At 64.5% G+C, this 22822-nt stretch carries 18 protein-coding genes and 1 pseudogene; 7 read left to right on the forward strand and 12 right to left on the reverse strand.

Annotation, left to right across the window (positions count from 1 at the left end):
• Nucleotides 1-697 (forward strand): LysR substrate-binding domain-containing protein (locus QTI66_RS19550; RefSeq protein WP_286561522.1); only part of this gene is annotated, 697 nt, incomplete at its 5' end.
• A gap of 229 nt (nucleotides 698-926) precedes the next feature.
• Here QTI66_RS19550 and QTI66_RS19555 read toward each other — a convergent pair.
• Nucleotides 927-2951, reverse strand: coding sequence for a 4-oxalomesaconate tautomerase (locus tag QTI66_RS19555; protein WP_286561523.1), 2025 nt, complete (start codon nucleotides 2949-2951; stop codon nucleotides 927-929).
• 1 nt (nucleotide 2952) lies between these two features.
• Nucleotides 2953-3924, reverse strand: coding sequence for a Bug family tripartite tricarboxylate transporter substrate binding protein (locus QTI66_RS19560; protein ID WP_286561524.1), 972 nt, complete (start codon nucleotides 3922-3924; stop codon nucleotides 2953-2955).
• Nucleotides 3925-4073: 149 nt separating this feature from the next.
• On the opposite strand from QTI66_RS19560, the gene QTI66_RS19565 reads away from it, so the two are divergent.
• The gene (locus QTI66_RS19565; RefSeq protein ID WP_286561525.1) at nucleotides 4074-5027 is read left to right on the forward strand and encodes a LysR family transcriptional regulator; all 954 of its coding nucleotides are present in this window, start codon (nucleotides 4074-4076) and stop codon (nucleotides 5025-5027) included.
• Here QTI66_RS19565 and dctA read toward each other — a convergent pair.
• From dctA to QTI66_RS19595, 6 genes and pseudogenes are all read right to left on the reverse strand, one after another.
• Nucleotides 5021-6354: pseudogene (gene dctA, locus QTI66_RS19570) on the reverse strand (C4-dicarboxylate transporter DctA). The gene QTI66_RS19565 and the pseudogene dctA overlap by 7 nt on opposite strands.
• A 27-nt stretch (nucleotides 6355-6381) precedes the next feature.
• Complete coding sequence (locus tag QTI66_RS19575) at nucleotides 6382-7728, reverse strand: class-II fumarase/aspartase family protein (protein ID WP_286561526.1); 1347 nt, start codon at nucleotides 7726-7728, stop codon at nucleotides 6382-6384.
• Nucleotides 7729-7769: 41 nt separating this feature from the next.
• A complete protein-coding gene (locus QTI66_RS19580; protein WP_286561527.1) occupies nucleotides 7770-8600 on the reverse strand; it encodes an HpcH/HpaI aldolase/citrate lyase family protein in 831 nt (276 codons plus the stop codon).
• Nucleotides 8601-8610: 10 nt separating this feature from the next.
• Nucleotides 8611-9801, reverse strand: a complete 1191-nt coding sequence (locus tag QTI66_RS19585) for a CaiB/BaiF CoA transferase family protein (RefSeq protein WP_286561528.1) — start codon at nucleotides 9799-9801, stop codon at nucleotides 8611-8613.
• 34 nt (nucleotides 9802-9835) lie between these two features.
• Nucleotides 9836-10696, reverse strand: coding sequence for an HTD2 family dehydratase (locus QTI66_RS19590; RefSeq protein WP_286561529.1), 861 nt, complete (start codon nucleotides 10694-10696; stop codon nucleotides 9836-9838).
• 188 nt (nucleotides 10697-10884) lie between these two features.
• Nucleotides 10885-12687, reverse strand: a complete 1803-nt coding sequence (locus QTI66_RS19595) for an adenylate/guanylate cyclase domain-containing protein (RefSeq protein ID WP_286561530.1) — start codon at nucleotides 12685-12687, stop codon at nucleotides 10885-10887.
• A gap of 216 nt (nucleotides 12688-12903) precedes the next feature.
• On the opposite strand from QTI66_RS19595, the gene QTI66_RS19600 reads away from it, so the two are divergent.
• Entirely contained in the window at nucleotides 12904-13479 is a 576-nt protein-coding gene (locus QTI66_RS19600) for an NnrU family protein (RefSeq protein ID WP_286561531.1), read from the forward strand.
• 36 nt (nucleotides 13480-13515) lie between these two features.
• Here the strand turns inward: QTI66_RS19600 and QTI66_RS19605 are convergent, their stop codons facing one another.
• A complete protein-coding gene (locus QTI66_RS19605; RefSeq protein ID WP_286561532.1) occupies nucleotides 13516-14004 on the reverse strand; it encodes a hypothetical protein in 489 nt (162 codons plus the stop codon).
• A 211-nt stretch (nucleotides 14005-14215) separates the two neighbouring features.
• On the reverse strand, nucleotides 14216-14764 hold the full coding sequence (locus tag QTI66_RS19610; RefSeq protein ID WP_286561533.1) for a hypothetical protein: 549 nt from the start codon (nucleotides 14762-14764) through the stop codon (nucleotides 14216-14218).
• Between the two features lie 216 nt (nucleotides 14765-14980).
• On the opposite strand from QTI66_RS19610, the gene QTI66_RS19615 reads away from it, so the two are divergent.
• Nucleotides 14981-16135: an epoxide hydrolase family protein gene (locus QTI66_RS19615; protein WP_286561534.1), complete on the forward strand. Its 1155-nt coding sequence runs from the start codon at nucleotides 14981-14983 to the stop codon at nucleotides 16133-16135.
• Nucleotides 16136-16160: 25 nt separating this feature from the next.
• Here the strand turns inward: QTI66_RS19615 and QTI66_RS19620 are convergent, their stop codons facing one another.
• Nucleotides 16161-17423, reverse strand: coding sequence for an MFS transporter (locus tag QTI66_RS19620; RefSeq protein ID WP_286561535.1), 1263 nt, complete (start codon nucleotides 17421-17423; stop codon nucleotides 16161-16163).
• A gap of 85 nt (nucleotides 17424-17508) precedes the next feature.
• Between QTI66_RS19620 and QTI66_RS19625 the strand changes: the two genes are divergently transcribed.
• Nucleotides 17509-18204, forward strand: coding sequence for a transglutaminase-like domain-containing protein (locus QTI66_RS19625; RefSeq protein WP_286561536.1), 696 nt, complete (start codon nucleotides 17509-17511; stop codon nucleotides 18202-18204).
• Nucleotides 18205-18389: 185 nt separating this feature from the next.
• A complete protein-coding gene (locus QTI66_RS19630) occupies nucleotides 18390-19631 on the forward strand; it encodes a D-alanyl-D-alanine carboxypeptidase family protein (protein ID WP_286561537.1) in 1242 nt (413 codons plus the stop codon).
• A gap of 389 nt (nucleotides 19632-20020) precedes the next feature.
• On the opposite strand, the gene QTI66_RS19635 is transcribed toward QTI66_RS19630, so the two are convergent.
• Nucleotides 20021-21715, reverse strand: coding sequence for a winged helix-turn-helix domain-containing protein (locus QTI66_RS19635; protein ID WP_286561538.1), 1695 nt, complete (start codon nucleotides 21713-21715; stop codon nucleotides 20021-20023).
• Here QTI66_RS19635 and QTI66_RS19640 point away from each other — a divergent pair.
• Nucleotides 21714-22775 (forward strand): alpha/beta fold hydrolase, encoded by a 1062-nt coding sequence (locus tag QTI66_RS19640; RefSeq protein ID WP_286561539.1) that lies wholly within the window; start codon nucleotides 21714-21716, stop codon nucleotides 22773-22775. The genes QTI66_RS19635 and QTI66_RS19640 overlap by 2 nt on opposite strands.
• The last annotated feature ends 47 nt before the right edge of the window (nucleotides 22776-22822 follow it).

The raw sequence follows: 22822 nt of genomic DNA on the forward strand, positions 1-22822 counted from the left end.
CCAGCGTACGCAGACCCTGCGCGCCAGCCTGGGCGACGCCATCAAGGAAGCCGCGGACCTGCACTTGGGTGCGATGGGCACGTTGCGCGTGGGCGTGTCACCGCTCTACGCAGATCGCCTGTTCGTGCCGGCCTTCCTGCAGTTGCATCAGCAGCGCCCCGCCGCGCGGCTGCGCTTGATGATCAATCTGAACGACACGCTGCTGGCCGCGCTGCGCCTCGGCGACCTGGACCTGAGCATCAACGCGATCCCGCGGACGTTGCCCGATGACCTGCAGGCGCTGTCGTTGATGAAAGACGACCTCTGCATGGTCGTGCGCGAAGGCCATCCGCTGCTCTCGCGCCGACGCGTGCGCTTGCAGGATCTGGTGGATGCGCAGTGGATGCTGCCCGGTCCCGACGTCGCTGCCCGCCGCGGGGTCGAGGCAAGGTTGGCGGAGGCCGGCCTTCCACCCCCCCGTGTCGCGATCGAGGTGAGCAACACGGCGTCCCCGCTGAGCCGGCTGCTCGCGCACAGCGATCTGGTGGCGCTCATGAGCGAAGCCAGCTTGGCAGGGCCGGGTGGCCACGGCTTCTCGCCGCTGCCCTTCGCGGAGGCGCGCTTCACGAGGGCGATCGGCGTGGTCATGCGCAAGAATCACGTGCTCTCGCCGCTTGCGATGCGCTTTCTTGAAATTTTGCGAGAGGGCGTCGAGTAGCGGTCGTCAGTGCTTCGCCACACCACGCCATCGGGCATCAGCGACTTGGGCGGCGTTCACGACCCATCACTCGCCCCTCGCGCTCAGCGGGTCGGCCGGGTTGCGACTCTTTCCCTGCCATCTGGCAACCGCCGCACACACTTGCCATTCCCGTCCACCGAACTGCAACCGGATCGCCGCACTTGCAATGCCCTGAAACCGGCAATCGCCCCCTGAAGGCAGGCGCCGGTCAGTCCAGAACCGGAATCCGGAGATCTTGGGGCGCGAGCGCGCCCTCGGCCACCACACCCTGCCACCGACGGAGATCGTCGTGAACACGCTTGCCCAGATCCTGAGGACGTCCGGGCTCGACCTTGGCGCCTTGCCTCTCGAAACGCGCCACCACTTCGGGCTCATCGAGCACTTCGTTCAAGGCACGGTTGATCCTTGCGACCACGTCCGCGGGCGTGCCTGCCGGCGCAAAAAGGCCGTACCACTGCGAGACATCGACGCCGTCGATGCCAGCCTCCGCCAGCGTGGGGACGTTGGGCAGTGCCCTCAGGCGCGCGGGCGCCGCGACTGCCAACGCACGAAGCCGGCCTGCAAGGATGAATGGGTGCGCCGAGAAGAGACTTGGGAACATGACCTGTGTCCGCCCATCCAGCGTGTCGACGATGGCGGGCGCCGCGCCATCGTAGGTCCGTCCAGTCATCTTCGTCCCGGTGCTCAACTGGAACAGCTCAGCCGCGAAATGCGGAGGCGTCCCATCACCAGCCGATGCATAGCTGATGCTTCCGGGGGCGCCCGTCAATCGCTTGACAAGGCATCGCACGTCGCTGATGCCAGTCTCCTTGTTGGCAACGACCAGCGTGGGCGAGGAGCCGATCAGCCCGATCGGTTCGAAGTCGCTGACCGGGTCGTATGCCAGCTTCTGCAATGCCGGGTTCATTGCATGCGTGCCGACGTAGCCGAACATCAAGGTGTGGCCGTCGGGCTCGGCCTTGGCCACGTACTCGCTGGCAATCGCGCCATTGGCGCCCGCGCGGTTGTCCACCAAAACTTCCTGTCCGAGCAGGGGCTTCAGACGGGTCGCGATGATCCTTGCCATCGTGTCATTGCCACCGCCCGCGCGTGTCGGAACGATGATCGTGACGGGCTTGCGCGGAAACTTCGCGGGCGGCTGATCGGGCGCCTGCGGCCGCGTGAAGACATAGTCGGGCAACTGCATCTCGCCTTGCATGATCTTCCTGGCGGTGCGAACCAGCGCGGCCGCCGTGACTGCCGCCTCGTCACCATGGCCCTCGAGTTCGACTTCGACATCGATCTGACCCGCCGGATGCAAGAGCACCAGGTTGTGCTGGCCAGGTTCGCGTGCGGCGGCACTGGCGACGGTGCCGGGCAGCGCAAAGGCGCTCAGAACGCCGATGGCGCCAGTGACCGCATGCGATGCGTGACAGCGACGCGGCGTGAAGTAGCGTGATGTGATGCTGTCCGGGGAGTCGCCAGGGCTGACCAGGACCGGCTTGGGAATGACACTGCCTGAGACATCACCGAGTCCCATCAGCAGACCGGCCTTCAGGCGCAGGGCTTCCAGGCGCTCCAGCAGCGCAGCGTTCGCATCCAGTGCCGCCGGCTTCTCATTGCCCGCCACGCCGAGATCGCGTGCGCGAACAATCATCAATGGCATGGCCGCATCGATGCATGTCACCTCGATGCCGTCAATGATGTCGATGCGCTTGCCGGTCGGAAAGACCTTGCCGGTCACCGCACCCCAGGCGTCGAGAAAATTCAACAGCACGGGCGCTGCCGTGCCTGCCACGCCATCGATGCGCGCCTCGCCCTCGTAGGTGACCCGGCCGCCGGGCGTCCTGACCGTGACGTCGATGCGCGACCGGGTATTGACGTTGAAGACCCGTACGCAGGTCGTGCCGTCTTGCGCCTCAATGAGGCCCTGCTCGATGGCGAAGGGCGCGACCCCGGAGAGCATGTTGCCGCAGTTCGGCCGTGTGTCGACGGAACGATGACCGACTCCGACTTGGGCGAACAGGTAGTCGAGGTCGCACCCGGGCTCCTTCGAGCGCGAGACGATGGCCACTTTGCTGTTCAGCGTGCTGCCGCCACCGAGCCCGTCCAGTTGAAGCGGGTCGGAGGCACCAATGGCGCCGATGAGTGCCTGGTCGCGTTCTTCTTCGTTCGCGGGAAGCCACTCCTTGAGAAAGAACGGGCCTCTCGAAGTACCTGCGCGCATCAACACGCAAGGAAGTGTTCTGCTCATGTCAATCCGCCGTCAGCTTGGCCGCCTGGACGACCTTCTTCCACTTGACCTGCTCCTGCTGGACGAAGGTGCGCATCTGGTCCGTCGACATGGTCTCGACTTCGGCGCCGTGGTCTTCAAGCTTCTTGATGACCGCCTTGTCCGCCAGGGCTTCGTTGAGCGCCTTGTTCAGTTGCTCGATCACAGGCTTGGGCGTCTTCGCCGGCGCGAACAAGGCGTACCACTGCGACACATCGACGTTGTCGATGCCCTGCTCCTTGAGCGTGGGAACGTCGGGCATCAAGGGCGAGCGTTTGCTGCCGGCAACTCCGATGGCCTTGAGCTTGCCGCCCTTGACATAGGGCATGGCGGTGAAAAGGCTGGGGAACATCACCTGCGTCTGGCCGCCGATCGTGTCGGTGACCGCGGGCGCCGAACCCTTGTAGGGCACGTGAAGCATGCTGGTGCCGGTGGAAAGCTTGAACATCTCGGCGGCGAAATGCGGAGCGGTTCCATTGCCGGCCGACGCGTAGCTGGTCTTGTCAGGCGCGGCCTTCAGCAGCGCAACGACCTCTTTCGCATTGTTGGCCTTGACCGAAGGGCTGACGACCATCAGGGTGGCCGACGATCCGACCATGCCAACCGGCTCGAAATCCTTCACCGGGTCATAGCGCAGCTTTTGCAGCGCCGGGTTCATCGCGTGCGTGGCGATGTAGCCCAGCATGAGCGTGTAGCCATCGGGCGCGGCACGCATGACGGACTCGCTTGCAATGGCGCCATTGGCACCGGCCTTGTTGTCGACGATCACCGGCTGCTTCAAGGCAACCGACATGGCCTGGCCGATGACCCGCGCCATGGCGTCGTTGGCGCCTCCGGCGGCCGTCGGCACGACGATGGTGATGGCCTTTTCCGGGAAGGCGGCGAGCGCGGGCCCGCAAGCGAGTGCGGACGCTGCGGCGATGGCACCCAGGGCGAGGAAATGACGAAACTGCATTGATGTCTCCGATGATGGTTGAAGCTGTGTGTCGAGCTCTCTTGCTTGACCGTGCCCCAATGGTCTTTGGTTTGATCGATGCTGTGAATTGCATGTTTGCGATGGATTGATGCACACTGTCGATCAGTCGATTCCTGCGAGGACGAGCGATGGCCATCAACTTCAACCTCAACGATTTGCAGGCTTTTCGGGCCGTGGCCGAACTCAGCAGCTTCCGGAAGGCGGCCGACGCGTTGCACGTTTCGCAGCCGGCGTTCAGCCGGCGCATTGAAAAGCTGGAAGAAGCACTGGGTGTGCGCTTGCTGGAGCGCACCACGCGGCGCGTGAGCCTGACCTCGGTGGGCCGCGATTTCGACCGCAAGGTGCAACAGTTGCTCGACGACCTCGACCAGACCCTGCTCGGTATCCGGGGTGTCGCAGGCACGCGCATGGGCGAGGTGACGATTGCGTGCGTGCCGTCCACCGTCTATTACTACCTGTCGCAGGTGATCTCGCGCTACCACGAGCGCTATCCGAAGATCCGGGTCAAGGTGCTCGATGACAGTGCCAACGACGTGTTGTCGGCCGTCTCACGCGGGGAGGCAGACTTCGGGCTGAACTTCGTCGGCAGCCAGGAGCCCGACATCGACTTCACGCCACTGCTGGAAGAGCGCTTCGTCGCCGCGTGCCGGCGAGACCATCCGCTGGCAAAAAAGCGCCGGGTGACATGGACCGAGCTGGCCGCATACGACTACATCTCGGTGAGCAAGGTGTCGGGCAACCGCCTGCTGCTGGACCAGGCGCTTGCGAACGTACCCGGCCGTCCTCAAAGCATCTACGAGACGCAGCACGTGACGACGATGCTCGGCCTGGTCGAGGCTGGCCTTGGCGTGGCTGCAGTTCCCTCGATGGCCATGCCAGGAGCCGACCATCCGCTTCTGGTGAGCGTGCCGCTGTCCGAGCCGCTCATCACCCGCAAGATCGGACTCATCAGGCGCAAAGGCCGCTCGCTGTCACCTGCAGCGCAGCAGCTCTACGAATTCTTCCTGGAGATGAAGGCAAAGCGCGGCAAGCCGGCCAAAGGCCGCGCCGCCGCCCCCTCCCACTCTTCTGCGACTCAGTGAGCCGTGCCAGCCGGGCCGAGCGGCAGCGGCCGCATGTCCCCCTCTTCCAGTTCGTGCTCCGTGTTCGCATAGTTGGTCGAAAGCTCGCGCGTCAGGATGTCGTGGTCGCACGCTCTCTCCCACTTCGAGACGACGATGCAGGCCACAGCATTGCTGATGGTGCTGGTCAGGGCGCGGGCTTCCGACATGAAGCGGTCGATGCCGACGATGAGTGCGACGCCAGCCACCGGCAACTCGGGCATCACCGTGAGCGTGGCCACCAGGGCGACAAATCCGCTGCCGGTGACGCCGGCCGCACCCTTGGAGGTGAGCAGCATGATGCCGAGCATCGCTGCGATCTGGCCCCACGACAGGTGAATGTCGCAAGCCTGCGCGATGAACATCGATGCCAATGTCAAGTAGATCGCCGTGCCGTCGAGGTTGAAGGAATAGCCCGTGGGCAGCACCAGCCCGACCACGCCCTTCTTGCAGCCAAGGCGTTCCAGCTTCATCAAGAGGCGTGGCAGCACCGGCTCGCTGGACGAGGTGCCCAGCACCACGAGCAGTTCTTCGCGGATGTAGCGCAACAGTTGCCAGAGCTTGAACCCGTGCATGCGGCACAGGACACCGAGCACCACGATGACGAAGAAGAGACACGCCACATAGAAAGTACCGATGAGCAGGCCGAGCGAGCCGATCGATTGGATGCCGTAGCGCCCCACCGTGAAGGCCATGGCACCGAATGCGCCGATGGGCGCCAAGCGCATGATGATGCTGAAGGCCGCAAACAGCATGTGCGAGAAGCCATCGATGCCGTCGAGCACCGGCTTGGCCGCCGCCCCGATGCGCGTCAGGCCGAAGCCGCACAGCACCCCGCCAGCAGCAACACGGGCAACACCTCGCCTTCGGAGAAGGCACCAAAGAAGGCGTTGGGGATGATGTGCAGCGCGAAGTCCGTGAAGCCGTGGATGTGGATCTGGTTCGCAAACTTCGTCGCCACCGAGGCGTCCAGGTTCTTCGGGTCGATGTGCATGCCAGCGCCCGGCTGCATCAGGAACACGGTGACGAGTCCCGTGATCAACGCAATGATCGTGAGTGCGTAGAACAAACCCATCGCCTTCAACAGCGTCTTGCCGATCTCCTTCGAGTCGCCCAGCGAGGTGATCCCGGTGACGATGGTGCAGAACACCACGGGCGCGATCATCATCTTGACCAGCTTGACGAAACCGTCGCCCAGCGGCTTGAGGCTGGCGCCGAAGTCAGGCCAGTAATGGCCCACGGTGATGCCGAGGACCAGGCCGATCAGGACCTGGACGTAAAGGAGCTTCAAGAGCTTCCTGATGTTCATGGTGTTGTCTCCTGCCGTGCTCAGGCGTCAGCTGCGCGCGGCCAGCACCCGGTCGACCATCACGCCGGCCTGGCCGAGGTTGTTGGCCGGATCGCACATGGCCTCCAACTGCGCGCGATTGACGTGCCGGTTGATCTCGGGATGCGCGGCGAGGATCTCGATCAGCGGCCGGTTCCCGGTGATCGACTCGCGGCACAGGTCGTACACCAGGTCATGTGCGTATTCGCGGCCGATGTACGGGCCCAGCCCCATCATCACCGCCTCGGACATGACCAGTCCGTTGGTGATGTCGATGTTCGCGCGCATGCGTTTCGCATCCACTTCGAGCCCCTTGAGCACGAACCTGGTCTGCTTCAGCGCGCCGGACATCAGGCAGAAGATCTCGGGCAGCGACACCCATTCGATTTCCCACGGGCCGGTGGAGCGCTCGTGGTCAGCCACCATCGCATCCATCAGCGCAGCGACATGCTGGCGCGCCACAGAAACATTCGCATGGATGTAGAGGCACGAGATGGGATTGCGTTTTTGCGGCATGGTCGACGACGAGCCGCGGCCGGGTGCAAAGGGCTCGAACACTTCGGCCACTTCAGTCTGCATCATCAGCTTGACGTCCATCGCGATCTTGCCGAGCGAGCCGCCAACGAGGCCCAGGAAGGCGCCGACTTCGGCGATGGTGTCGCGTACCGTGTGCCATGAGATCAGGGGCTGCGCCAGGCCCAATTCCTTCATCAGGCCGGCCTGCGTTTCCATCGCGCCCTTCTCCAGTGATGAAAGCGTGCCCGACGCCCCACCGAATTCGCCCATCAGAACGCGCGGCTTGAGTTGCTGCAGGCGCTCCCGGTGACGATCGATGCCGGCCAGGATGCTGGCCATCTTGTAGCCGAAGGTGATGGGCGTGGCCTGCTGCAGGTTCGAGCGGCCGATGATCGGTGTGTCGCGGTATTGGGTGGCAAGCGATGCCAGGGCGTCACCGATCTCGTCGAGGTCTTCCTCGACCAGCGCGAGGCCTTCGCGCATCTGCAGCACGGCAGCGGTGTCCGTGATGTCCTGCGTGGTCGCGCCCCAGTGGCAGAACTCGCCCAGCTTGTCGCGGCAGTTGGCATTGATCTGGTTGACTACGGCGATGATCGGATAGCCGATCTGCTCTGTCTTGGCCTTGAGCTTGACCCAGTCGATCTGCGACAACTCGCAGTTGCGGACGATCTCATCGGCCGCATCCTTGGGGATGATGCCCAGTTCGCCCTGCACCTTGGCGAGCGCGCGTTCAATGTCCAGGTACTTGGCGGTGCGGTTCTCGTCAGACCAGACGTCGCGCATGCGCGCGTCGCTGAACATGTCGCCGAAGATTCGTGAGTCGATGATGGTGGAGGCCATGGTGTTGTCTCTTTCTGCTTGGGAAGTTGGGGAATGGGGGTTCAATCGCGGGCCATGGCCAGCGTTCGTTGTGCCTGCAGCACCACAGGCCGGTCGACCATGCGGCCGTCGAGTCGCGCCGCGCCGGGAGACACGGCATCCGCGGCGAGAACACGACGCGCCCAGTCGAGGGCTTGTGCACTGGGTCGCAGCGCCGCATGGATCGGCGGCACCTGCCGCGGGTGAATGCACAGCTTGGCGCCGAAGCCATGGCAGCGCGCATCGGCAAGGTCGCCCAGCAACCGCGCTTCGTCATCGAGTTGCGGCGTGACACCTGCCACCGGTGCTGGCAGGCCTGCGACGCGCGAGGCAATGGCGATCCGGCTCGCGGCATAGGCGAGGCCTGATGCGTCCGTGCTGATGTCCATGTCGAGATCGAGTGCGAAATCGAGCGTCCCGAACACGAGTCGCGACGCACCGGCAGCGGCCACGCTGTCGACCTGGGCCACGCCGCGGGCGCTTTCGATGAGCGCGAGCACGCTGGCGCCGGGCAGCGCTTCATGCGTCGCGGCAATCTGCCCAGCTGACTCGGCCTTGGGAAGGATGACGCTGGCCACACCGGCGTCACGCAAGGCTGAAAGGTCGTCGGCAAACCACGTCGATCCGGCATCGTTGACGCGCACCACAATGCGCGACCGGGCTTCGGGTGACGCGTCGGAAAACCACGCTGCAATCGCGCGGCGAGCCGCTACCTTGTCGTCCGCGGCCACTGCGTCCTCGAGGTCCAGCACAACCGCGTCGGCGCCGCTGGCGAGCGCCTTGGCGAAGCGTTCAGGCCGGGTGCCGGGCACGAACAGATAGGTGCGTGCGGGAGTTGAAGATTCAGACTTCACGGCACTCGCCTCAGACGGCTTTGGACTCGCGCAGCCCGGCGATCTCGGCCGTGCCATAGCCCAGTTCGGCCAGGATCGCGTCGGTGTGTTCGCCCAGTGCCGGCACCGGGTCCATTCGTGGGCCGGTGTCCCAGGTGCCCGGCGGCAGCATCGCCGGCACGGGACCCTTTGCGGTACCGACTTCGGTCCAGCGCCCCCGTGCCTTCAGTTGCGGATGCGACCAGACGTCCGCCATCGTGTTGACCTGCGCATTGGCGATCTGTGCCAGTTCGAGCCGCTCGACGACCTGCGCACCCGTCAACGGCTTGAAAGCGTCCACGATGATCTGTCGCAAGGCGTCGCGCTCGGCGACGCGCTTGAAATTTGCCGTGAACCGCGCATCTGTTGCGAGTGCAGGCTGCTGCAGCACCTTGTCGCAAAAGCTCGCCCATTCGCGTTCGTTCTGCAAGCCCAGCATCACCGTTGTGCCGTCGCCGGCGGGAAATGGACCGTAGGGGTAGATGGTGGCGTGGCTTGCGCCGGTACGCGGTGGCGGTGGTGCTCCTTCGAAGGCGTAGTACAGCGGATAGCTGGTCCATTCGGCCAGCGACTCCAGCATGGAGATGTCGATGCGCTGGCCCTTGCCGGTCTGGCCGCGCTGCAACAGTGCGGCGAGGATGCTGCTGTACGCGTACATGCCGGCGGCAATGTCGGCAATCGAGGGACCGGCCTTGCAGGGCTCATCGGGCGTGCCTGTCACTGAGACGAAGCCTGCTTCGCTCTGGATCAGCAGGTCGTAGGCCTTCTTGTCCCGGTAAGGCCCGGGATGGTCCGCGTCGTCGCCGTACCCGGAGATGTCGCAGACGACCAGCCCCGGCTTGACTCCGGAAAGCCGCTTGTAGCCCAGCCCGAGGCGCGATGCGGCGCCCGGCGCGAGGTTCTGCACGACCACGTCCGCCTTCTCCAGCACCAGGCGTTCCAGCACCTTCGCAGCTTCAGGGTGCTTTACGTCCAGCGTGAGGCTTTCCTTGGAGCGGTTGGTCCAGACGAAGTGCGAAGCCAGGCCGTGCACGCGCTCGTCGTAGCCACGGGCAAAGTCGCCGGAGCCGGGCCGCTCGATCTTGATGACGCGGGCGCCCAGATCGGCCAGTTGGCGTGTGGCAAACGGCGCCGCGATGGCATGTTCCAGCGTGACGACGGTGATGCCCTTGAGTGGCTGCATGTGCTTGTCTCTCTTGATTGAAGTGGGTGGTGGATCAGCGCAGGACCGCGGTGGCGTCCATCGTCAGCCAGCCCTCGTGATCGGAGGCCCAGAGGCGAATCGTCTTTCCGTCACCCTGCGGCTGGCCACTGACATGAAAGGCGTTCAGGTCGAAAGTGGGCCGAACGGCCTTGAAGCGAAAACTTGCGACGTCAGCGTCGGGCAACTGGCGGCGCAGCAAGTCCATCAGCAGCGTCGCGATCAGCGGGCCGTGCACGATGAGGCCGGGGTAGCCCTCGACCTGCGTGACGTACTGGCGGTCGTAGTGGATGCGATGGCCGTTGAAGGTGAGCGCTGAATAGCGGAACAGCAGCACGTCATCCGGCACGATCTGGCGACGCCACGCAGCCTCGGTCGGCGCGGCCAGCGGCGGTGGCGCGACGTCGTTCGGGCCCTGGGCTTCGCGGTAGACGATGTCGTGGAATTCGACCAGCGCCGGCTCGGCGGCTTCGTTGCAACGCAGCTCGTGCCGCACCTTCACGAACACCAGCTTGCCGGTGCGGCCTTCCTTGGTGGTTACATCGTCGATCGTCGAAGTGCGCGCGACACGGTCGCCGACGCGAATCGGCGAGCGGAACTCGAACTGGCTGCCGGCCCACATGCGGCGTGGCAGCGGCACAGGGGGCAGGAACCCGCCGCGCTTCGCATGGCCGTCTGCGCCGATCTCGCTCTGGCGATGCATCGGCAGAAAGTACAGCCAGTGCCACAAGGGTGGGAGTGCCGTGCCGGCGACCACCGGGCTTGCAGGATGGTCGAGCGTCGCCGTGAGCGCGACAACCGGGGTGTGATTGACGACGTCATGCACCGTCTCGCTGCGCCCGATCCAGGCTTGCAGTTCTTTTCGCTGTAACTCCACATTCGTCTCCATCAATTTGCTGCACCGAATGGCGGCAGCTCCGGGACGAAGTGTGGAGTCCGGGCTATTTCAGGAGAAGTGCATTATTTGGACTGATTGATGCATGCGATGCAATACTCAACGATGCGTAAGCTCCTCAGGGCGCGAGCAGCCCTGCGAGCGTGCCCGCTTGAAGTCCTCTCCATCCCCTACTCCGGAACGCCGGCAGCACGAAGAATTTCAGCGTTTCGCTTCCGGAAGGCAGGATCTTTCATCGGCGAGAAGCTCTGGTAGCGCGACGCGGTGAGTTCAGGCGCCAACTCAAGCAGGCGTTGCGCTGCCACCCTGGCTTCGTCCATGCGCTCCATGCGCCCCAGCGCCAACAGCATCAACAGGTGGGCGTAGACATATTTCGGGCTGTCCTGGATCGAACGTTGAACAAACTTCAATGCTTCGTCGTACCTGCCCGCGACGAAGTGCGCCGCGCCGACGCACGCGATGAATCCGCTGGTCCCGGGATCCAGCGGGCTGATTTGCATGGCACGCTGGAAATGTCCGAGCGCCGCGTCTCCGTCGCCCAGGATGTTGCGCACGTTCCCGGCGCAGAACTGCGCGGCAAGCAAGTTCGGACACAGGCTCAGTGCGCGCTCGATGGCGCGCTCCGCTTCGTCGTAGCGAAATCCCAGCACGCGCACGCCCTTCACCCGGTAACCCAGGGTGCCGAGTGTCGCGCCTGCGTAGCTCAGGACTCTCGGGTCGTCGTTGGCATTCAGGAGCGCCTCTTCTGCGTAGCGCAAGCCGGCTTTCACATCGTGCGCCTTGGCGCGGGCGTCAATGACGCGCTCCATGCACGCAAAAGCACCCAGCGCGTTTGCAAGCGCGTAGTGGGGGTCTTTCTCCAGCGCGAGACGAATGAACGACATGGCTTCGTCCCTCGCCGCGCCTGACATGCCTGGCATCAATCCCGCATGAGCGCGAAGCAGGAGGTCGTGGGCCTGCAAGCTGGCTTTCGGCTTGGCACGCGCGCGCTGGACTTCGGTACGCAGCATGCTGGGCTCCATGGCCGACACGATGCCCTCGGCGATCCGGTCCTGCAGTTCGAACACGTCCGCGAGGGTTCCCTCGAATCGCTCGGACCAGACATGGTGTCCGCTTTCTGCCTCGATCAGTTGGCCGGTCACGCGAACGCGGTTGCCGGACTTGCGCACGCTTCCCTCCAGGATGTAGCGCGCCCCGAGTTCCCGGCCCACCTGCTTGATGTCCACCGCCTTGCCCTTGTAGACGAAGCTCGAGTTGCGCGCGATGACGAAAAGCCACCTCATGCGTGCCAGTGCCGAGATGATGTCCTCGACCATGCCATCGGCGAAGTAGTCCTGCTCGGGGTCGCCGCTCATATTGGTGAAGGGCAACACAGCGAGCGAAAGGATTCCGGGACGCGAAAGGCGCTCCAGCGTGGATGTGCCGGCCTGCGGCGTCGCGCTGTCGACGGCGCGGATCGCGAAGGCGCGCACCGGCTGCGGAATGTTCTTGATCTGCTGCTCGCCCTGGTCGACGAAGTTCGCCGCCAGCCTGCCGCGCACCGCCCCTTGCACCGCATCGGACACCATGATTCCGCCGGCCTCGGCCAGCGTCTGCAAGCGCGCGGCAATGTTGACGCCATCGCCGTAGATGGAGCCGTCATCCTTTTCGATGACATCTCCCAGATGAATGCCGATGCGAAAGCGCATCTGCCGGTCTTCGGGCATTGCGTGGCAGGCGTCGTCGAGTTCGCGCTGGACGGCCAAGGCTGCCGAGACGGCGCCGATGGCGCTCTCGAATACGGCCAGCACCGAATCGCCCGCCATGTCGATCACGCGCCCCTGGTTGGCTTCGATTCCCATTCGAAACCTTGCGCGTGCGGCCTCGAGGCCTGCGACTGTGGCATGTGCGTCCGCCGCCATCAGGCGCGAATAGCCAACGCCGTCCGCGGACAGGATCGCCATCAAGCGCTGCCTGAATCCGGATTCAGTCATGACCGCTGGTTCCTTCACGAACAAGGGAGCCGTCATATGCTATCCGCGAACGGGCGCCTGTGCGGGTTTGCGCTCACTGCCGGGGCCTGGCTTTGCCTGATCGCCTCCTTGCAGCGAACCCGGAGCTGGAGCGCAGAATGCAGGCTTGGGCGCATCCTGCAGCCACGCAGGTTGATCGTCCGCATCGAGCAACTATTGCATGCCGGAGGAGTTTCCATGCCACTTCTTGTCGCTGGCCTCATCCTGTTCCTGGGGGTTCATTCGGTCTCCATCGTCGCACCTGCCTGGCGGGACGCGCAGATCGCCCGGCGCGGAGAGCGACTCTGGAAGGGCCTTTATGCCCTCGCATCGCTGGCCGGCCTGCTGTTGCTCATCTACGGCTATGGCGTGGCGCGCCAGAGTCCGGTGGTGCTCTATGCGCCGCCGCAGGCGCTGCGCCATGTCGCGTTGCTGCTGATGGTTCCAGTGTTTCCCTTGTTCATTGCGGCCTACCTCCCCGGTCGCATCCAGCGCATCGCCAGGCACCCGATGCTGCTCTCCGTGAAGCTGTGGGCCACGGCGCACCTGTTGGCCAACGGAACACTGGCGGACGTTCTCCTGTTCGGAGCCTTCCTTCTCTGGGCGGTGGCAGACAGGATTTCGGTCAAGCGCCGTGCCGTGCCGCGCAGCGTCCCTGGAGCCCCTCCATCTTCCTGGAATGACCTGATCGTGGTCGTCGGAGGGCTGTTGGTCTATGCAGTTTTCCTGTTGCGGGTACACGTCTGGATGACCGGGGTGTCACCGCTTGGCTAGTGGGGAGCTGAAATGAGACGAAGCGCAAGCCAGACGCTACGCGCGACGCAGCTCACCGCAATAGATCACCCGATCTCCATCCGCAGGCGCCGAACGAAGCGCGATCGAGAATCGCCCGCTCAACAGCTCGTTCATCGACAGCGGCGCGGTGTGCGCGAGTCGGTAGGGGCCGCGCGGTGTTACGCCGAGGTTGCCTGCATTGTTCGACACGAGCACCCTGTCGTTCAACGCATAGGCCGCTTTGGACGGCAGCGCGTCGCACGCCGCCTCGTAGATGAAGGTATAGACATGGATCGGTGCCGTAGTGCCAGCCGGCACACCACTCAGATCAACACGGACGCTGGTTTCACCGCCCATTGGCAACAAGGTGATCCGACCCACATTGCCCGCATTGACCGGGGTTGCGCGCAGCGGGATCACGACGGAACCCGCAACCACATCTTGCCGCGCAGGCCCGCCTGTCCCGACACAAGCGCAGACGGCCACGTGGGCTGCTGCAAGCACTGCCAGGGAGCGCAATGTCATGATGCCTCCAGGGAAGATCCGCGGGGGCATTGATTGTCGACGATTCCCGAGACAGTGCCGCCAACTGCAACGGCACCCACACCCAGCACGCCAACGTCAGTGGCCGATTCGTCCAAACCGTGAGGCCGCTGCTTCATGCAACCGCCTGCTCACGAGATGTCGCCATGCCGGAAAGTACCTTTGGAAATGGCATCACCGCACATCCAGTCCATCACTCCACCTTCGTCAGCTCGATCTTCTCGAACTGCCATTGCGCATCGGCACCGATCTTGATCCTGTAGTAGTCCTTGCTTCCGTCCGCCGAGCCGTGTACCTGCAGGACGAACACAAAGTGCTGGCCTGCGGTCGTCACCGTCATGCCGTAGTGCGTCGTGAAGTTGGCGCCCGTGGCGGTGCGGTCGCTGGTGGCGAAGAAGTTCAGGGTTCCGGGCGAAGCGCCGAACACGTCGACGACGTAGAAGTGGCCCTTCGGCAGCGTCACATCCAGGATCAATGGCCGCTGGTTGGCCGACACATCCACCGGCAGGACCTCCACCTGCTGCGCATCGAAGTCGATGGTGCCCAGCCCCGGGCCGGCTGTCAGCTTGCCGATGCCGGCATCGTTGGCGGCATGGAATCCCCACGTCATCAACGGCGTGAGGGTCTTGAACAACTTCGAGATGCCGGCCTTGAGGGCGGCTTCGTTGGCGATCTTGAGTTTGGCGCTGGCCGACATGGCCTTGATCGGGACAACGACGTTGGGGCGAATCAGCGTGCTCATCGACAGATCTCCATCGGGTTGCATCTTTACGGTGTACGCAAGCCACCCGGGGCCGACCGGGAGCGCACAAGTGCCTTGCCGCGCAACAGAATGCATTCGCGCCACCCGCTCGTCAACTCGGCATTCCCCATGCGTTGAAGCGCAACCCGCGAGGTTGATCCTGGAATGCCGCTCCTGCTTGACTGAATCGTGCTGCAAGCGTCAAGCTTTCCCGCCATGACACCCCTACCCTTCAAGCTTCACGTGGATGAAACGGCGCTCGGCGATCTGCGCGAGCGGTTGGCGCGAACCCGCTTTCCGGACGCCATGCCCGGCGCCCCCTGGCAGACAGGTGCCGACCTGGAATGGATGCGCGGACTCGTCGACCATTGGCGCAACCGCTTCGACTGGCGCGCGCAGGAAGCGCGACTCAATGCCTTCGCGCAGTACAAGGTGCCGATCGCCGGCATCGACCTGCACTACCTCCACGTCACGGGCAAAGGCGACGCGCCGCTTCCGCTGTTGCTGTCGCATGGCTGGCCGGGCTCGGTGTTCGAGTTTCTCGACATCATCCCGATGCTGACCGACCCCGAACGCTTCGGTGGCGACCCGGCCGACGCCTTCACCGTGGTGGCGCCCAGCTTGCCGGGCTATGGCCTCTCGTTCGCGGCCAACCAGCCGCGCTTTTCCATCGAGCAGATCGCGGACGCGTTTGCGCAGTTGATGAGCGAAGTGCTGGGCTATTCACGCTTCGGCACGCAGGGTGGGGACTGGGGCGCATTCATCTCCTCACGGATCGGACTGGCGCATCCGGACAAGACCATCGGGGTGCATCTGAACTTCCTCCCCGTCGGGCGCGACCTTGTAGCGAATGCGGATTCCAGCCCGGCAGAACTCCAGTACCTCGCCGAACTGAAGCACTGGCTCGCGGAGGAAACGGGCTACAGCTTGCAGCAGGGCACCCGGCCGCAAACACTCGCCTATGCGCTGAACGATTCGCCGACGGGACTTGCAGCGTGGATTGCCGAGAAGTTTCGCAGCTGGTCCGACTGCGGCGGCGATGTGGAGTCGGTGTTCACGAAAGACGAAATCCTCGCCGATGTGAGCCTGTACTGGTTCACCGGCGCCATCGGCTCATCGTTCTGGCCCTACTACGCCCGTGCGCATGGACCGTGGCCCATTCCTTTCGGGCAAACGGTCGACGTTCCGATGGGCTACTGCGAATTCCCCGCGGAGATCATGCGACCGCCGCGCAGCGTTACCGAGCGCACGTTCACCGACATCCGCCGCTGGAGCGTCATGTCAAGGGGCGGCCATTTCGCGGCGATGGAGCAACCCGAAGCGCTCGCGGCAGAGATCCGCGCCTTCTACCGGCCATTGCGCGCTGGATAGGGATTCCTGCACGGTTTGACCGGGCCTATCCCGGAACGCGGCCTTCGCGGCGTGGCCGGCGCGTGTAGTGGAGAAAGAGCAAGGTCGAACCCGCCAGGGCCATGGCGAAGTAGAAGAACACCGTGACCAGGCCGAAGGTCGACGCAATCCATCCGCTCGCCAGTTGATGAAAGGCCGTGCCACAGAAGAACATCAGGTTCAATGCAGCCAGTGCCTTGCCGGACTTCTCCTTCGGGGTCGAAGCCTGACCCATCGCAAAGAGCAAGGGCTGCGTCGAAATGCAGCAGCCGAATGCAAAGAAGATCCACGCGTCGAACGATGCTGAGCCCAAAAAGCCGCCCTGCAGCCAGCCTCCTGGCACTGAAGCGACAACAACGAGCAACAGCAAGCCCGCCACCAGGTGGCTGCCCGCAAGCAGGGCGCGCCGGGCACCGGTCAACCTGTCAATGGCGCCTGCGACCAGTGGCCCGATCGCCAGCGCCAGAGTCAGGGGAATGAGTGCGTTGCCAGCCTCGATCCGCGACAGTCCCTTGATTTCCATGAACCACGGCCCGCCCCAGACGCCGCGCACCGCGAGCGCCGCGGCCAGCGAGGTGAAGGCCAGCAGCACCGGTCCGCGCATGGGCATCGACGCGGTCATGCGCAGCACTTCGCGAAACTCTGCTTTCAGTTCGAGCGAAGGCGCAGTCGCCGTCCTTTTCATGCCCGGCACGACCAGCGCCACCAGCGCGCCGATGCCGACCGCCAGCGCGGCCGAAAACCAGAAGCTGGCACGCCAGCCATGGTGCTCGATGAGCCATGCCATCGGCGTTGCGGACAACAACATGCCGCAGTTGCCGATGCTCAGGATCAACCCCGACCACAAAGCGAAACGGGCTGGTGGCAAGGTCTTGGCGGCCAGGGTGAAGGGGCACAGCAGCATGCCGCAGCAACCGATGCCGAGCAGCGCCTGCGCCATGAAAAAACTGAAGGCGTCGTGCGCAAACGCGCCGGCAGTAGCGCCGAGCGCCGTGATCGCGAACAAGGACAAGGACACGGTCCTGACGCCAAGCCTGTCCAGCATCACGCCGGCTGGAATCTGCCCCAGCGCAAAGAAGAGGTGATAGGCACCCGTGAGCACCCCGAGGTAGCCCGTCGTCGTTCCGATGTCAGCGGACATGACATCGGTGGCGATGGCCGGCAAGGTGCGAATCAGGTTTGAAAGCGTGTGCCCGAACGCGAGGATGACCAGTGGCAAGGCGATTTGCAGCGATGCGGGCAACGGGATGGAGCGGCTTGGAATGGGCACCGGGCGATCTTGCCTTATCCGGATCGAATCATCGCGGCCGACCTCACCCCGGTTCGACGTCCCGGACTTCTGGTAAATATCGGGAATGCAAACCACGACTTCGGGCCCGAATGCGGCCACGCTCGCACCGACGGCGCTGATCGACAGCAACCACCCCGCCGTCGTCGACTTCGCGGCCACGCACGCGCAGGGCGCAGACGATCGCGAGCGCGCGGTGTCGCTCTACTACGCCGTGCGGGATCGCTTCCGTTACGACCCGTACCGCATCGACCTGTCGCCGAAAGGCATGCGGGCGAGCCAGGTGATCGCGCAAGGCTTTGGCTGGTGCGTGCCCAAGGCCGCCCTTCTCGCAGCCGCTGCGCGCGCCGTTGGCATTCCCGCGCGGGTCGGCTACGCGGACGTGCGCAATCACCTGTCGACACAGCGCATGCGCGAGACCATGCAGACGGACGTCTTCATTTGGCACGGCTACACGGAGCTTTGGCTGGATGGCGCGTGGGTCAAGTCCACGCCCGCATTCAACGTCGAGTTGTGCCAGCGCTTCGGCTTGTTGCCGCTCGAATGGGACGGGCGGGCCGATTCGCTCTATCACCCTTTTGACGGCGAAGGACGGCGGCACATGGAGTACGTTGGAGAACGCGGCGCATTCGACGACATGCCGCTCGAGCGCATCGTGAGCGATTTCGCGACCACCTACCCGGGGTGGAAAGGACTCACGAAGGCTGGAGTAAGCTTCGACGCCGACGTGCAGGGGGAAGTGAATCCTGCACGTGAGGCGTGAAGTCGCCCGCCTTCCAGTTACAACTTTTGTTCAGCAGGCGAAGCCGTCGCAAGCCACGTGCGGGTCACGCCGCTTCGAGGAAGCCCCCTTCGCTGGCTGAACTTGCACTGCGATTCCGGATCCTCTGTGCACGATTCAAAATCCGGCGCTTTGTCCGCCACAATTCCGTTTTGCCCCTGACCCCCATGCAACTCAAAAGTTTCTCCCTCATTCCGGTCGCCCTGGCAATTTCCGCAGGCGCCCTGGTTCCCGATTCGGCGTCCTTCGCGGCCTCCCACACCGCCAAGCACGCGACCCAGAAGAAGCCCGCGGCCACCGCGCCGGCCACGCCTCCAGCATCTTCAGATACCGCGGTTGCCGGCGGCGCCCCTGCGCTCCCCGCCAAGGCATGGCTCTTGATGGACTTCGACTCGGGCGAGGTGCTCGCTTCGGCCAACCCCGACGAGCCGCTGCCGCCCGCGTCGCTGACCAAGATGATGACCAGTTTCCTGGTCGAACAGGCACTTCGCTCGGGCAAGCTCAAGAAGGACGACCTTGTGTCGGTCAGCCAGAACGCCTGGTGCCGTGGCTCGGGCACCGAGTCATGCATGTACCTGCCGCTCAACAGCCAGGCCACGGTGATCGACATCTTGCGCGGCATCATCATCCAGTCGGGCAATGACGCGTCCAAGGCGATCGCCGAGCACATGGCCGGCTCCGAAGAGGGCTTTGCCAAGCTCATGAATGCCGAGGCCAAGCGCCTCGGAATGACGCACACGAATTTCGTGAACGCGACGGGCCTGCCCGACCCGGACCACAAGTCGTCTGCGCGCGACCTCGCGATCCTGGCGCGCGCAATCGTCCGCGACAGCTCCGACTTCTACCCGATCTATGCGGAGCGCGAGTTCACGTACAACAAGATCAAGCAGGGCAATCGCAACGCCCTGCTCTATACCGACCCCACGGTCGACGGACTGAAGACCGGCCACACCCAGGAGGCGGGCTACTGCCTCGTCACTTCGTCCAAGCGCAACGGGATGCGCCTGATCACGGTGATCCTCAACACCAACAGCGCGCAGGCGCGTGCCGACCAGACGCGCACGCTGCTCGGCTGGGGCTTTGGCAACTTCGAAAAGGCCACCCCGATCCAGCCCGACGCGGTCGTCGCGACGGCCAAGGTCAGCTTCGGGAAGGCCGATACGGTTGCGGCGGGTCTGGGATCGCCATGGAGTCTCACGGTACCGCGGGGCCAGCAAGTGCGAACCACGGTACAGGTCAAGCCGGACCTCGAGGCGCCGGTGACCAAGGGCATGGTGATCGGCAAGGTCGTCGCGGAGTCGAACGGCAAGCCGGTGGGGGAAACGCCGCTGGTCGCGCAAGCCGACGTGGAACGCTCAGGCTGGCTGCGGCGCATGTGGCAGCACATTCTCAAGTGGTTTGGCAAGTGAAGCGCGGGTGGCGCAAGGACGCCACCTGACCTGCTCCTGGAGATGCGCTTGAAGGGATAGACGCACGATGCTGTGATGCGACCCTTCGCCGGTAGTCGCGCATGGATTTTCGGTCAACCCACCGCATCCAAGCGGTCTCGCACCCGAGGGCGCGTGCGCTGGCGCTGGAGCCATGGATCATGTTGTCGCAACGGCGGAAGCTCCGGCGGCTCGCAGCGCGCCGCCGCAACCCTTGGCCTCTCCCGTACCCACGCCTGCACTCAACTTGTTGGTGATCGAGCCTGACGCTGCTGGCGGATGGCAGCTGGAACTACCTGGTGGACATCGTGCTGCCGCGGTGCAGGCACTGCGCGCAAGCGGCCAGTCCCTTGAGGACGTGTTCACCTCAGCTACGGCGGCAATCCTGCCGCTCGCATCCATTTGACACAGCGCTCGAACACCGGGGCCGACCCTTGGTACTGGGGTGCGCATGCCAGTGTTGCGCTGTAGCCATTGGCCTGAACGCCGAGCGCCGCGAATTGTGCGCGCGCCGCATCGATACCACCCAACTCACCCTCCGCGATGATCATCACGACGCGGCACGGCCGGTACAGCGGCGCCTTGCGCAGGCAGTCCTCAGCCGTGCGCCGAGCTGCTTCGTATTGCTCGTTCGGCCACAACACCTGCGCATGGATGGCGGTGAAGTACACCGGCGGAATCGGATTCATCGCCATCGCGCGTTCGACCGAGCGCAGTGCCTCTGCCGGCGCGCGCGCGCCCAACAGTGCAATGGAATGGAACAACCAGGCTTCCGCATCGCCGGGCCCCAGCTCGATGGCGCGCTGCGCTGCAGCCAGCGCCTGCTCGTTTGCGCCGGGGATCCCGACGTAGGCAACCATCAACGCCTGCCATGCGCCCGATGCGTTGGGGTCCAGCTCAATGCCCCGGTTGATCTGCGCAACCGCTTCCGGCATGCGCTCGAAATGGCCCCATTCACTGGTCAAGCCGAAATGCACGTCGACTGCATTGAGCCAGCCCAGCGCCCACCATGCCGGCCCGTAGTTCGGGTCAGTTGCCAACACCCGCTCAAGGGTGGTGCGAGCTTCGCGCGTCGCTTCGGGCGCGAAGCGATGCTTCAGCGCGTGGCCATTCTGCGTCAGGGCATAGACGTCGAGCGATTTCGGCGACGCCCCGGCAGCACGCTGCTTCTCGCTTTCGCGCACTTTTGAAAACAGCGTCCCCGAGACCTTGCCCAGGACCTCGTCGAGCGCGTGCACCACGCCCCCGCCCTCGGTTTCATGCCTGGACACCCAAAGCACCTTCTCGGCACGGGCATCGATCAACTGGACTTCGAGTTGCAATCGCTCGCCGTTGCGTTCCACGAGGCCGTCGATGAGGTATTGGGCGCGCAACCGACGCCCGATCTCCGTCACCGGCAAGCCCTTGTCGCTGACCGCGAAACTGGAGTGGTGTGCTACCACGTTCAATCCCTGGTTGCGGCCGAGTTCCATGATGATGTGTTCGGCCACGCCACGCGCGAGCATCGCGCCCTCTTCCGTACCGGCCCTGTCGCGAAACGCCAGCACTGCAATCTGTGGCGGCTCGCGCGTCGGTGCCGGCGACTGCTGCACCGCCCAGCCGACCATGACCAGAATCGCAGCAACAGCGAGGCCGCCAGCCCACGCTATCCGGGCGGGTCGGCGCGACGTGGCGATGCGGCTGCTGTCTGAAGCGGCTGTCGGTATTGCGCCGGCGCTGGCGTCATCATTTGCCACCTCTGAGGTCAGCAGGTAGCCGCGCCGCTGCACCGTGCGGACCAGCCTGTGCTCGTTGTCGCCGAGTACGCGCCGGATGTCCGCGATCGCCTGCACCAACGAATCCTCAGTCACGACATCGTCGGGCCAGACGCGCTGCATCAAATCAGCCTTGGTGACGACATGGCCGACATCGGTGGCCAAGGCAAGCAGCACTTCGAGCGCCTGCTTTCGCAACTCAGCCGGGGCGCCATCCGGGCCGCGCAGCTCACCGCGGCGCAGGTCGAGTTCGAATGAAGCGAGCCGCAAGCTTCCCGGCGGATCCGCATCGACAGACAGCACGCTGTTCATGGCGATCTCCAGCTCGACTTTCGTCGAATTCACCGATTGTTCGTCGCGTTTTCGCCAACTGCTCAGGAATTTGGCTATGCACTGGCCGATGGTGATGAAAACGGCCCTCGATGCGAGGTTCCGTCGAGGAACCCCCAAGGAGTCAAGCATGCCATCAGCACATTCTGTGAGAAAGCTCGTTGCCGGCGCCTGTCTGGCGGCCATTGCCAGTTGCGGCACGACGCCGCCCCCGACGCCGCGGGTGCAGTACATGGAGGCAAACGGTGCCCGGCTGCCCTATGTCGACGAAGGCCGCGGCCCGACGGTGCTGTTCGTGCACGGTGGGCTCGGCGACTACCGCACCTGGAATCGACAGCGCAACGCCCTGGCGGCCGAGGGTTTTCGGGCAATCTCGTACAGCCTGCGCTACTTTGGCACCGGGCCATGGGCGCCAAACTGGCCTGCATTCGGGGTGCAGACCCATGCAGACGATCTCGCTGCCTTCATCCGGGGACTGGATAGCGGGCCGGTGCACTTGGTTGGCTGGTCATACGGCGGGTCCATCGTGCTGGCTGTTGCAACGAAGCATTCAGACTTGCTGAAGAGCGCCTTGGTGTACGAGCCCGGCCAAACGAGCCACGTCACCGATCCGCTCGAACTCAAGACGCTCGGAGACGATGCGGCGGCAACGTTTGGACCGGTCATGCTGGCGCTGAAGAGCGACGACAACCCGGCAGCCGCGAAACAATTGATCGATGCCCTCGGCGGGCGCAAGGGCTACTTCGAGGAACAGCCGCCGTTTACCCGCGCGGTACAACTCGACAGCGCACGCGTCATGCCCGCGTTGTTCGCCGACAAGGCACCGCCCATCAGCTGCACGCAGCTGGGCCAGATCAAGCCGCCGGTCGCGATCGGCCGCGGAGCGAGCGGGCGGCCGTTCTTTCGGGTCATCGCTGATTCGGCGGCGCGGTGCATGCCGAACAGCACCCTGATCGTCGTACCGAACGCAGGGCATCTGTGGCCAGGCGAGGATGTTCCTGGCTTCAATGCCACGCTGGTCGGCTTCCTGAAAGGGAAATGACCATTCGCGAATGGGCCCTGGAGGGGAGCACAGGATGTTCGCCGTGC

The organism is Variovorax brevis, assembly GCF_030317105.1.
GTDB classification, from domain to species: Bacteria; Pseudomonadota; Gammaproteobacteria; order Burkholderiales; family Burkholderiaceae_C; genus Variovorax; species Variovorax brevis.